Consider the following 12049-nt stretch of genomic DNA (forward strand, 5'->3'; position numbering starts at 1 on the left):
AAAGGGCCCGGTCGCATTACCCCCCCGTAAATGCGTCCGGGCCCAACTTTTTTTGAGCAAGCCTCTGAAAATTCAGACCGATTTCTGCGGGCTCGGTACAGGCCGGGAACAAAGCCCGGCAGCGCGCATTGATCCGTTGCAGCTTCCGCGGAGGAAGCCTCAGGCCATCCAGAAAGGTTCGCCATGTTCAAACGCACCATCGCCGTCGCCTTTGTCAGCCTTTCGCTGCTCGCGGTCACCGCGTGCAACACGGTCGAGGGCGCGGGCAAGGACGTATCCTCGGCCGGCCGCGCGGTCTCCGATGCCGCCGACGATTCGAAATAAGCTATCGACGAGAGCGCTCGCCTTCATGGCGGGCGCGACGTGGGAGGAAGCCCGGGGCGGTCAGACCGTCTCGGGCTTTTCCTCATCCCCGGTCTTGCGCCGCCGCTCGGTGAACCAGATACCGATCAGTGCCAGCTCGTAGAGGATGACCAGCGGCACCGCGAGCAGCAGTTGCGAACCGACATCGGGCGGGGTCAGCACCGCGGCGATCGCGAAGGCGCCGACGATCGCGTAGCGCCGCGCCCCGACGAGCTGCCTGCGGGTGACGATCCCGGCGCGTTCGAGCAGCATCAGCAGTACCGGCAACAGGAAGGAGAGACCGAAGCCGAACAGGAACTGCATCACGAAGGACAGGTAGTTGCCGACCGCCGGCAGGGCCTCCTGCTGGACGCCGCCCAGATTGCCCTGGAAGCCGAGCAGGAAATGGAGCGCGACCGGAATGGCGACATAATAGGCCATCGAGGCGCCCGCGAGGAACAGGATAGGCGTGGCGAACAGGAAGGGCAGCAGCGCCCGCTTCTCGTTCTTGTAGAGTCCCGGTGCGACGAACTGCCAGATCTGGTTGGCGATCACCGGGAAAGCCAGCATCATCGCGGCGAAGAAGGCGACCTTGATCTCGACGAAGAAGGCTTCGAATATCTGCGTGTAGATCAGCTTGCCCTGGCCGGCGCGCAGCAGCGGCTGGACGAGGAAGGCGAAGATCGGACGGGCGAAATAGAGGCAGATGCCGAACGCGACGGCGAGCGCCGCGAATGCCATCAGCAGGCGGCGGCGCAGTTCGAGGAGATGGTCGAGCAGCGGTGCGCGGCTGTCGTCGATGTCGTTCATGGCTGTTGCGGCGCGGGGGGGCGATCGGACGGGGAAGCCTCCGGCGCAGCGGGCGTCGCCGTTTCCGGGGCCGTCATTTCGGCCGCGCCGCCATCCTGCGGCGCACCAAGCGGCAACATCTCGCCATCGGCCGGCAGCGGCTGCGGCGGATGCTCGCGCATGATGCGCTCATTCTCCGCCTTCCATTTCTTTTCCATCTCCTCGAGCTCGGCCTGGCGGATCATCTCGTCGATGCCCGAGCGGAAATGGCGGGCGACGCCCCGCGCGCGGGCCACCCATTGGCCGACGAACCGCATCGCGCGCGGCAGGTCCTTCGGCCCGATGACCACGAGCGCGACGAGCGCCACGAGCAGCAGTTCGGTGGGGGCGACGTCGAGCATCGCTTATGGCGCCGGCGGCCTCGAAAGGATCAGTTCTGCGGCCGATCGTCCTGCATCGGCTGGAGCTTCGGATCGGCGTTCGGCTCGATCGGGGGCTGCTGCTGCAGACGCGGGGTCGGACGGGGCTGGGCCGGCTGGGTCGGCTCGTCCTCTTCGGACATGCCCTTCTTGAAGCTCTTGATGCCCTTGGCGACGTCGCCCATCATGTCCGAAAAGCGGCCCTTGCCGAACAATAGCAGCACCAGGACGCCGACGACGAGCCAATGCCAGATGCTCATACTACCCATGGGGAATCTCCTTGATTGGGGTCATTTAGGGCCTGCCCACGGCATCCGCAACGTCCGTTGCGGATCGGGGCCCGGCCGGGGCGCGGAACGGACAGCGCCATGACGCCCGGTCGTGACGGGACGGTGACGGCCGATCGCCGTCCTGAAGCCCGTCACTCCTCTTCTTCCGGCGCGCCGCCGGTCTCCATCTGGAGCTGTTCGAAGGCGAGATCGACTGGGTCGAGCAAGCCGGCCGCCTTGAGGTCGGCGATGCCGGGCAGGTCCCGGCGGCTCGACAGGCCGAAATGGGTCAGGAAGCTCGGCGTCGTCGCGTAGAGCAGCGGCCGGCCGGGAGCCTCGCGCCGTCCGGCGGGGCGGATCCATCCCGCCTCCAGCAGCACGTCGAGCGTGCCTTTCGATATCTGCACGCCGCGGATCGCCTCGATCTCGGCGCGGCTGACCGGCTCGTGATAGGCGATGATCGCGAGCGTCTCGATCCCCGCGCGGCTCAGCTTGCGTGGCTCCTCGCGCGTGCGGCGCAGGATATGGGCCATGTCGGCGGCGGTCTGGAAATGCCAGCGGCCGCCACGCTCGACCAGTTCGATGCCGCGGCCGGCATAGAGCGCCGCGAGCCGGGGCAGGGCGTCGCCCAGCGTGTCGATGCCGATCACGGTCGACAGCTCGGCCGCGCTCATCGGTTCCTCGGCAGCGAACAGCGCGGCCTCGAGCGCGCGGAGCAGGTTGTCGGGTTCCTCGATCATGCCGCCGCGCTCCGCAGCATGAGCGGCGCGAAGGCTTCCTCCTGCTGCAACGCGACCCGTCCCTGCCGGGCGAGCTCGAGCGCGGCGAGGAAGCTCGACGCGAGCGCCGAGCGGCGATAGTCGCCCGACGCGCCGGGGGGCAGGAAGGCCTCCAGGCTGGTCCAGTCGATCACCGCGCCGACCATCATCGACACACGTTCGATCGCCTGGTCGAGCGTCATCACCGGCCGCCGCTGGACGACATGGACCGCCTCTTCGCCCCGGGCGCGGACGGCGCCATAGGCGGAGATCAGGTCGAACAGGCTGGCGTCCCAGGCGGCCTTGCGGATTACCTTCAGCCCTTCCGGCGTGCCGCGCATGAAGACGTCGCGGCCCAGCCGGTCGCGCGCCATCAGCCGTGCCCCCGCCTCGCGCATTGCCTGCAGCCGTTGCAGCCGCAGTTGCAGGCGCATCGCCAGCTCCTCGGGGCTCGGCTCGACCTCCGGGTCCTTGGGCAGCAGCAGGCAGGACTTGAGATAGGCGAGCCATGCCGCCATCACCAGATAATCGGCCGCGATCTCCAGCTTCAGCGCCTTGGCGTTGTCGATGAAGGACAGATATTGCTCGGTCAGCGCGAGGATCGATATCCTGGCGAGATCGACCTTCTGGGCGCGGGCGAGGCTCAGCAGCAGGTCGAGCGGTCCCTCCCAGCCGTCAAGGTCGAGCGTCAGCACCTCGTCGGAGCGAGCCTCCGCCAGCGGCAGGTCGAAATTATCCTCCTCATCCCCCATCGGGCGAGTTAATCAGGATTCGGACGCGTTGGAAACCGTGATCCGTCAGGCCGGCAATATGGCGAGCAGCGCATCGCGCTTCGCGATCAGTTCGCTGGCCGCGATATCGTCGCGGCGGCCGCCGACGGTTGCCATCGCACGATCGAGCCGGGCGCGGGCCTGGTCGCCGATCGGCCCCACCGCGTCCGCGATCGCCTCCATCTCGGCCATGTCGCCCGAGCAATGGAGGGCAATGTCGCAGCCCGCCGCCAGCACGCCCGCCGCCCGGTCGCCGAAGCCGCCGGTCAGCGCGTGCATGCCCAGATCGTCGGACATCAGCAGCCCGTCGAAGCCGATCCGTCCGCGGATGATCCCGCCGATCACGCGGGCCGACAGGCTGGCGCACTGGTCGGCGTCCCATGCCGGGTAGACGACGTGCGCCGTCATCGCCATCGGCGCATCGTTGAGCGCGACGAAGGGGGCGAGGTCGGTTTCCAGCGCGTCGGCGTCGGCGTCGACGACGGGCAATTCGACATGGCTGTCGGCCATCGCCCGGCCATGTCCGGGAACGTGCTTGACGACGCCGACGACGCCGGCGGCGCGCAGACCCTCGATGACCGCGCGGCCCATCGCAGCGACACGCAGCGGCTCCGTCCCCAGCGCCCGGTCGCCGATGATGTCGTGCGCGCCCGGCTGGCGGACATCGAGCAGCGGCAGGCAGTCCACGGTGATGCCGACCTCGGCGAGCGTCGCCGCGATCGCCTGGGCATTGTGCCGCGCCGCCTCGATCGCCGTCATCGGCGCGACGTCGTAGAGCCGGTCGAACAGCTCGGCCTTCGGGAAGGCCGGCCATTCGGGCGGCTGCATCCGCGCCACCCGACCGCCTTCCTGGTCGATCAGGATCGGCAGGTCGTCACGGCCGGCGATCCCGCGCAGCGCGTCGGTCAGCGCGCGAAGCTGGGCGCGGTCGGCGACGTTGCGCTTGAACAAGATGTAGCCGGCCGGATCGAGATCGCGGAAGAAGCTGCGCTCGGTATCTGAAAGCTCGGTCCCGGCCATGCCGAGGAACAAGGGCGTCATGGTCGTTATCCCCCACAACGTCATCCCGGCGGAAGCCCGGGTCTCGGAGGCTCGCGCGCTACGCTGCTCCCGAGATCCCGGCCTCCGCCGGAGTGACGGATTCTCCTATCCGATCACCGAGCAGCTTTCGCCCGCGGTCTTCAGCCGGCGGCAGATGTCGCCCGCATTGCCGCCGCTCGCGCGCAGCCGATAGAGCGTCTTGTCACCCGATTGCACCGGCACCACCGACTGGGTGAGGCCCGAGAGGAAGGAGAAGCGGCCCGACAGTGTCTTCCATGCCGCATTGGCCTTCGCCTGGCTGGAAAAGGCGCCGAGTTGCACCATCGATCCGCCCGAGGCCGGCTCCGCCGCCGATGCGGAGGTCACGGGGCGGGGCGCCGGCTTCGGCTCGGCGGGTTTGGTCGCCTGCCGGGCGAGCGCCTGGTCGACGGTCGGGGTCGGCTTGGGTGCCGCGGGCTTCGCCGTGGCCGGGGCGGGCCTGGCGGCGGGGGCCGAGGTCGATGGCGGAATCGCCGTGGTCGCGATCGGCGCCTCGGGGCGCGGGCGGTCGATGTTGACCGGCGTCTCGGCCGCGCCGCTGGTGTCGATCACGCTTTCGACCTCATTGCCCTTGCTGGCGCTGTAGACGATCTCGTCCTCGCCGATCGGGGCGGCCGTCTCGCCGGGCCGTTCCTTGTAATAGCTGTCGGGCGCCTTGATCAGCGCGCCTTCGCCCGAGGTCGCCTTATCGTTGCCGCGCAGCCAGAAATAGCCGCCGACGACCAGTGCGAGCAGCATCAGCGCCGCGACAAGCCAGACGATCAGCCGGCCGGTACCGACGCCGCCCTCCTCATATTCTTCCTCGACCGGTTCGAGCCACGGCAGGCGGTCCTCGTCCTGGGGACCGAGCCTGTCGCGCGAGTAATCGGTCATTACTGCATCTCCTCCGCAGCGGTGACGCCCATGACGCCGAGACCATTGCGGATAATCTGCCCGATCGCATCGCTGAGCGCCAGACGGGCGCGCGTGATTTCGGGCTTGTCGGAGAGCAGGAAGCGACGGGCCGGGTCGTCGTTGCCCCGGTTCCACAGCGCATGGAACATCGCCGCCAGATCATAGAGGTAGAAGGCGATGCGATGCGGCTCGTGCGCCTGCGCCGCGCCCTCGACGATCCGGGGGAATTGCGCGGCGAGCTTGACCAGCGCCAGTTCCTCCGCGTCGAGCAGGGAAAGGTCCGCCGCCGGAGCCAAGTCGATCCCCGCCTCGGCCGCACGCCGGTGCAGCGAGCGGCCCCGCGCATGGGCGTATTGGACATAGAAGACCGGATTGTCCTTCGACGCTTCGACCACCTTGGCGAAGTCGAAGTCCATCTGTGCGTCGGCCTTGCGGGTCAGCATGGTGAAGCGGACGACGTCCTTGCCCACCTCGCGCACCACGTCGGCGAGCGTCACGAAGCTGCCCGAGCGCTTCGACATCTTCACCGGCTCGCCGCCGCGCAGCAGCCGGACCATCTGGACCAGCTTGACGTCGAACGCGACCTTGCCGGCGGTCAGCGCCTGGACGGCGGCCTTGATCCGCTTGACGGTGCCGGCATGGTCGGCGCCCCAGATGTCGATCAGCATGTCGGCCGTCTCGGCCTTCTGCGCATGATAGGCGAGGTCGGTGCCGAAATAGGTCAGCCCGCCGTCCGACTTGCGCACCGGCCGGTCGCTGTCGTCGCCGAAGGCGGTCGCCTTGAACAGCGTCATCTCGGTCGGCTCCCAGTCGTCGGGAAGCTCGCCCTTGGGCGGTTCGAGCGTGCCTTCGTAGACGAGGCCCTCGCCGCGCAGCCGATCGAGCGCGGCGTCGACCTTGCCGGCCTTCTGGACGGCGGCCTCGGACGCGAAGACGTCATGCGCGATGCCGAGCAACGCCAGGTCGGCGCGGATCATGTCCATCATCGCCGCGACCGTTTTTTCGCGGAACAGGTCGAGCCACTCGCTCTCGGGCTTGCCGACATAGGCATTGCCGAACTCGGCGGCGAGCGCCTGGCCGATCGGGATCAGATAGTCGCCCGGATAGAAGCCTTCGGGAATCTCGACCGTCTCGCCCAGCGCCTCGCGGTAGCGCAGATGTGCCGAGCGGGCGAGCGTCTGCACCTGCGCGCCCGCGTCGTTGACATAATATTCGCGGGTGACGGCATAGCCGGCGAACTCCAGCAGCGCGGCGAGCGCGTCGCCGACCACGGCGCCGCGGCAATGGCCCATGTGCATCGGTCCGGTCGGGTTGGCCGAGACATATTCGACGTTGACCCGCGTGCCGCGGCCGGCGGCCGAGCGGCCATAGTCGCCGCCCGAGGCAAGGATGCCGGCGAGCTCGTCGCGCCAGCTCTGCTCGGTCAGGCGGACGTTGATGAAGCCGGGGCCAGCCACCTCGGCGCTCGCGATCTCGGGTAGCGCCGCGAGCTTCGGCACGATCAGCTCGGCCAGCGCACGCGGATTGGTGCCGGCGGGCTTGGCCAGCACCATCGCCGCGTTGGTGGCGAGGTCGCCATGTGCGGGATCGCGTGGCGGCTCGATCGCGACATTCCGTCGATCGAGGCCGGCGGGCAGCGCGCCGCTGGCCTGGAGGTCGTCGAGGATGGCGCCGATCCGGTCGGCGAAGCTGGCATAGAGCGTGGTCAAGGCGAAATCCGCTGGAAGGAAAGAATGGAGCGTGGCCTTAGCTGATCGGAAAAGAAAGGTCAGCCCTTCGTCTTCTTGCCGCCTTCGGCCTGGCTGTAGACCGCGACCGAGGGAGCGATCGGATCGAGCCGGACCCAGAGCGTGATCGCCAGCGCGGCCGCCAGCGCCGTGGCCGGCATCCAGCGCGGCGCCCGCTCCGGCAGCAGCGGCAGGAGCAGGGGGAGCGCCGCGAACAGCAGGACGATCATCACAGCCGGCAGTTCGGCGCCGATCCCCAGGAAGATGAAATGCGCCTGGGTCAGCAGGTGGCCGACGCCCGCCGCCGCGCAGATCGCGGTCAGCGCCAGCCCCGCGCCCTGCGGCAGCCAGGCCCGGCCCGCCATCGCCAGCGCGCCGAGCAGCAGTGGCCATTGCAGCAGCGGACCTGCGGTCGGCTGCGTCGCCTGGACGGCGGTTGCGGCGAGCAGCAGCAGCACGATTGCCGCGAGGGGCGCCTCGCTGTCGTCGGCCGGCAGGAAGAAGGCGGCCCCCATGGCGAGCAGCGCGAGCGGGATCACCACGACGATCGAGCCGCCGGTCAGCAGCCCGACCCACATCAGTGCCATGGCGGGCCCGACCGCGACCATGCGGGGATCGGTGCGGCGGAAGAAGGGCAGCAGCAGGAGCAGCGCCGCGACGAGCAGCCCGGCGACCGTCTCCAGCCGGGGCAGGGCGGCCAGCCGGTCGTAATAATTGGCGTCGCCGCTGCCCGATACGGCGTTGTAGACGGTCAGCAGCAGCGCGCCGTGGAGCAGGATCGCGGCGATCAGCACCGCGGCCCCGCCGACCGCGCGAGGCGCCGGGCGGCGGCGGCGCCAGGCTGCGCCGACGAGTGCGGCTGAGACGAGCAGCAGGCCCCAGCCCGCCGCCGCCGGATAGACGATCGTCACCCGGCCGAGCAGGTCGGCGAAGGCGGCATTGTCGGATCGGGCGGGTAGTTCTGCCGCGAAGGCCAGCGCCGAGGCTAGTGCCAGTGCCTGGTCGCCCATGTCCTGCACCGACCCGGGGTCGACGACCGCCGGGGTCGCCAGCGGCGAATGATAGGCGAAGGCGCGGTCGAGCGTCGCCAGGTTGAAGCCGGGCACGCCCTTGTGCTTGGCGATCGTATAGTCGGTGTAGTTGGGCATCAGGTCGTAGATCAGCACCGCCAGCGAATTGGTTGCCGGGCGAGTGACCCGATCGGCATAGAGCTGCATCATCTCCCCATTGCCGGGGCCGGTCTCGAACATGTTGGCGCGGCCGCCGGCGCCGCGCGCCTCCATGTTGACGATCGCGCCGACATGGGCGGCCAGCGGATGCGGCGGCGCGCCGTCACCGAAGAAGGCCTTCGCACCATTGAGGCCCAACTCCTCGCTGTCGGTGAACAGCAGGATCACGTCGCGCTCGGTCGTGCCCTGTGCACGCAGGGCGCGGGCGATCTCGAGTGCGGCGGCGACGCCCATCGCATCGTCGGCGGCGCCAGGCGATCCCCAGACGCTGTCGTGATGCGCCATCAGCAGCAGCGCCGGCCTGGCGCGGTCGCGGCCCGGGAACAGGCCGATCAGGTTGCGGCCGGTCACCGCCGTCTCGGTCCGCCCGCTCCATTTGCCCAGCCGGTCGAGCGTCTTGCGGTCGAGCGGGACGGGCTGTTCCGACACTTCGGCGCCTAACGTCAGCAGCCGCGCCGAGAGATAGGCGACACCGCGCGCATGGCCGTCCGATCCGATCGGGCGTGGCGTCCGGCTCAGGGCCTCGATATCGGCGAAGGCGCGGACGGCGGAGAAAGCTGCGGCCGGCGCATCGGCCCCGCGCGCCGCCGGGGGAGCCGCCGCGACGATCGCCCAGACCAGGGCGGCGGCCAGGGCGGCGACGAGTGCGATCGTGCGATTCATCAGAAACCCTCGATCGATACCGGTCCCACCAGCTCCGCATAGCGGGACAGCGCGTAGCGATCGGTCATCCCGGCGATGAAGTCGCCGACGTGCCGGGTGCAGGCAGGCTCGTCGGCGGGCAGGCTCTCGCGCCACTTTCCGGGCATCAGGCTGGGGTGGGCCTTGTAGACCGCCGCCAGCCCGGCGACGACCTCGCCCGTCCGCGCGGCGATGTCGAGCTGTTGCGGATGATGGTAGAGATTGGCGTACATGAAACGGGTCAGCGCCTTCTCGCGCGCCGCCATCGCCTCGGAAAAGCCGATCAGCGGCCGGCCGGCTGCGCGGACATCCTCGACCGAATGGGGTGCGGCCTCGTCGAGCCGGCGGCGGCTCTCGTCGAGCAGGTCGTTGACCATGCAGCCGATCTGCTCGCGCACCAGCTCGCCGACCAGGCGCTCGGTCGGTACGTCGGGATAGCGCGCGCGGACCCGGTCCCAGTTCGACCGGATCAGCGGTTCCTCCAATATCTGTTCGAGGGTCAGCAGCCCGGCGCGGACGCCGTCGTCGATGTCGTGATTGTCGTAGGCGATATCGTCGGCGAGCGCCGCGACCTGCGCCTCGGCTCCCGCCCAGCTGTCGAGGTCGAGCGGCCATTGATCGTCGATCTCGGCCATCGCCCAGGTCCGCCGCCGTACCGGACCGTTATGCTTGGCGAGCCCTTCCAGCGTCTCCCAACTCAGGTTGAGTCCTTCATGGGAAGGGTAGGGCGAATCGAGCCGGGTGAGCATCCGCAGCGTATGGGCGTTGTGATCGAAGCCGCCCACCTCGGCCATCGCCGCCTGCAGCGCTTCCTCGCCGGCATGGCCGAAGGGCGGGTGGCCGATGTCGTGGCCCAGGCACAGCGCCTCGGTCAGGTCCTCGTTGAGGCCGAGGGCGCGGGCGATGGTGCGGCCGATCTGCGCCACCTCCAGGCTGTGGGTCAGCCGGACGCGATAATGGTCGCCGTCGGGGGCGACGAACACCTGCGTCTTGTGGCGCAGGCGGCGAAAGCTGATCGAATGGATGATGCGGTCACGGTCGCGCTGGAAGGCGTCACGCGGGCCGCGCGTCTCGCCGCCGCCTTGCTGGTAAAGGCGGCCACGGCTGCGGGTGGGATCGGAAGCATAGGGAGCGAGCGTCGACATCGGTCCCGTGATGGCCGAGCGCGCCCGCCAAGTCGACTATCTTGTCTCGGTGCCCTGTGCGGGCGGTGTGTCGAGGGCGCCCGCGGTCCTGGCGCGCGCGGCCTGCTCGACGTTCATCAGCATGATCGGCAGCAGCCCGCGCCAGCCCTCTCCCTCGATCTCCATCTCGGGATAGAGGCGCGCCACCGGCGGCGCCTTTTCCGCGGGCAGCACCGCTTGGCCCCGCGCCGCTAGCGCGGGTTGAGCGGCGAGCAACAGCAGGGCGGCAACAGGCAGGCGGGTCATGGCGTCTCCGATTCGGTGACGCTGATGCGGCATGGCTGTTACGTACGTATGACAGTTGGGTTGCGGGGAGTTTGGGGGCGGTCGTTTCTGACCGACTCGCTCACTCCCGCACATCCTGAGGAGCCATTGAGCGAAGGCGAAATGGCGTCTCGAAGGATCCTTCGAGACGGGCCTTCACCTTCGTTCAGTCCCTCCTCAGGAGGAGCAGTTCAGGTGACAGGCTCGATGTTCTAGTTGATCCGCTCCACCTTCTGCCCGGCCGAGGTGGTGACCGGGAAGCTGCTCAGCCCGGCGGCGCGCGCCTCGTTCACATAATCCTGCGCGGCGCCCTTGCTGGGGAAGGGACCGATCAGCAGTCGATTGGTCGTCTTGTAGGGCGTGGTCCATGGCGTCTTGCCCGCGAGCAGCTTGCCATGGGCCTTCTTCTGCTTGTCCCATTCCTTGTCGAGATCGGGCTTGTAGGCGCCGCTCGCGATCTGGACCCAATAGCGTTCGGGATTGGACTTGCGGGCCTTGGCCTCCTCCTGCGCCTTGGCCTTCTTCTCGGCGGCGGCCTTTTCCGCAGCGGCCTTGCGCTGGGCGGCGCGGCGATCCTCGGCCAGGCTGCGTTCGTCGGCGGCCTTCTGCTGGGCGGCCTGCCGGGCGGGGGAGGTTTCGACCGTTGCCGACGTCGTCGTCGATGCCGTGGATGCGCTGTCTGGCTTCATCACGAGCCGGCCGCTGCTGTCGAAACGCGGTCGGGCGGCTGGCGTGGACGAATAGGACGGAGATGGTTGGGGCGCCGCCGCGACGGCCGCCGGCATGCCCTTGGACGCCGGGACCGGACTCACCACCGCCATCTCGGTCGGGACCTTGTCCTCGGGGAAATGGCCGAAATGGACGGCAGCGGCCTTTTCGGCGGCCTTGAGCGCAGGCAGCCGCGACAGGAAGGGCTTGAGCGCGTCGGCCTGGTAGCGCGGCAGCACCGCATAGGCGGCGGACTCGGCGCCCGGCGTGTCGCCAGTCATCGCCAGCACGAAGGCACGCGCACGCCACGCGGCGATGTCGCGCTTCTGCAGCAGCGGATCGAGCGCCGCGAGCGCGCCGACCTTGTCGCCGCTCATCGCCAGCGACAGCGCCAGCCGGCGGGTCGCCTCGGCATCGGGGCGGGTGCGGAGCAGCAGATTATATTCGGCCTGCGCTTTCTTGTTCTCGCCGCGAAGGTCATAGGCGAGGCCGCGGTCGAGCGCGACGTCGACCGGCGGGACGCCGAGGTCGGTTGCGTTGTCGAACAGGCGCAGCGCGGCGCGGGGCTGTTCCTTCTGGACCAGCGCGGAGCCGAGGCCTGCCTTGACCCGGCCGTCGCGCGGCGAGATCTTCTCGGCCCGAACGAAGAAGTTGATCGCGGCATCGGCGTCGCCGACCGCCAGCGCCGCCGAACCGGCGCCCGACAGGGCGTCGAGATCGCCGGGATCGCGCGCCAGCACGCGCAGATAGCGCGACAGCGCCTCCGCGGGGTCGCCGCGCGCCATCGCGTCGCGGGCCTGGGCCATCGGATCGGTGATCAGCGGTTCGTCGCCGGCCGTCGTCGAATCCATCTGGGCGGCGGCGGGCGGGATGATCAGGAAGGCGGAAGCCAGCGCGAGAAGGCTGACAAGGGATTTTCTTTTCATGGGCGCATC

At 69.2% G+C, this 12049-nt stretch carries 13 protein-coding genes; 1 reads left to right on the top strand and 12 read right to left on the bottom strand.

All coding sequences use genetic code 11. The features are described 5' to 3' along the window. The first annotated feature begins 183 nt into the window (after positions 1-183). Complete coding sequence (locus tag B5X82_RS05655) at positions 184-324, top strand: entericidin A/B family lipoprotein (protein ID WP_016746793.1); 141 nt, start codon at positions 184-186, stop codon at positions 322-324. Between the two features lie 60 nt (positions 325-384). On the opposite strand, the gene tatC is transcribed toward B5X82_RS05655, so the two are convergent. The 12 genes from tatC to B5X82_RS05715 all read right to left on the bottom strand — a co-directional run bounded on the left by tatC (position 385) and on the right by B5X82_RS05715 (position 12040). After that, positions 385-1152: a twin-arginine translocase subunit TatC gene (gene tatC / locus B5X82_RS05660; protein WP_079647131.1), complete on the bottom strand. Its 768-nt coding sequence runs from the start codon at positions 1150-1152 to the stop codon at positions 385-387. Continuing rightward, positions 1149-1532, bottom strand: coding sequence for a Sec-independent protein translocase protein TatB (gene tatB, locus B5X82_RS05665; protein ID WP_079647132.1), 384 nt, complete (start codon positions 1530-1532; stop codon positions 1149-1151). Before tatB ends, tatC begins: the two co-directional genes overlap by 4 nt. A gap of 29 nt (positions 1533-1561) precedes the next feature. After that, complete coding sequence (locus B5X82_RS05670; RefSeq protein WP_079647133.1) at positions 1562-1819, bottom strand: twin-arginine translocase TatA/TatE family subunit; 258 nt, start codon at positions 1817-1819, stop codon at positions 1562-1564. A gap of 152 nt (positions 1820-1971) precedes the next feature. Next, positions 1972-2559 carry an SMC-Scp complex subunit ScpB gene (gene scpB, locus B5X82_RS05675; RefSeq protein WP_079647134.1) on the bottom strand — a complete coding sequence of 196 codons (588 nt, stop codon included), beginning with the start codon at positions 2557-2559 and terminating at the stop codon, positions 1972-1974. Then, entirely contained in the window at positions 2556-3329 is a 774-nt protein-coding gene (locus B5X82_RS05680) for a segregation and condensation protein A (protein WP_079647135.1), read from the bottom strand. The genes scpB and B5X82_RS05680 overlap by 4 nt, the downstream gene beginning before the upstream one ends. Before the next feature lie 45 nt (positions 3330-3374). Beyond that, a complete protein-coding gene (nagZ, locus tag B5X82_RS05685; RefSeq protein WP_079647136.1) occupies positions 3375-4388 on the bottom strand; it encodes a beta-N-acetylhexosaminidase in 1014 nt (337 codons plus the stop codon). A 105-nt stretch (positions 4389-4493) separates the two neighbouring features. Further along, positions 4494-5300 carry an SPOR domain-containing protein gene (locus B5X82_RS05690; protein WP_079647137.1) on the bottom strand — a complete coding sequence of 269 codons (807 nt, stop codon included), beginning with the start codon at positions 5298-5300 and terminating at the stop codon, positions 4494-4496. Further along, positions 5300-7030, bottom strand: coding sequence for an arginine--tRNA ligase (gene argS / locus B5X82_RS05695; RefSeq protein ID WP_079647138.1), 1731 nt, complete (start codon positions 7028-7030; stop codon positions 5300-5302). Before argS ends, B5X82_RS05690 begins: the two co-directional genes overlap by 1 nt. Before the next feature lie 59 nt (positions 7031-7089). Next, on the bottom strand, positions 7090-8940 hold the full coding sequence (locus B5X82_RS05700; RefSeq protein ID WP_079647139.1) for a M20/M25/M40 family metallo-hydrolase: 1851 nt from the start codon (positions 8938-8940) through the stop codon (positions 7090-7092). Beyond that, entirely contained in the window at positions 8940-10103 is a 1164-nt protein-coding gene (locus B5X82_RS05705) for a deoxyguanosinetriphosphate triphosphohydrolase (protein WP_079647140.1), read from the bottom strand. The genes B5X82_RS05700 and B5X82_RS05705 overlap by 1 nt, the downstream gene beginning before the upstream one ends. A gap of 36 nt (positions 10104-10139) precedes the next feature. Continuing rightward, positions 10140-10388 carry a hypothetical protein gene (locus B5X82_RS05710; protein ID WP_079647141.1) on the bottom strand — a complete coding sequence of 83 codons (249 nt, stop codon included), beginning with the start codon at positions 10386-10388 and terminating at the stop codon, positions 10140-10142. A gap of 230 nt (positions 10389-10618) precedes the next feature. Continuing rightward, positions 10619-12040 (bottom strand): SPOR domain-containing protein, encoded by a 1422-nt coding sequence (locus tag B5X82_RS05715; RefSeq protein ID WP_235862605.1) that lies wholly within the window; start codon positions 12038-12040, stop codon positions 10619-10621. Positions 12041-12049: the final 9 nt, after the last annotated feature.

Source organism: Rhizorhabdus histidinilytica (assembly GCF_900167915.1).
GTDB classification, from domain to species: Bacteria; Pseudomonadota; Alphaproteobacteria; order Sphingomonadales; family Sphingomonadaceae; genus Rhizorhabdus; species Rhizorhabdus histidinilytica.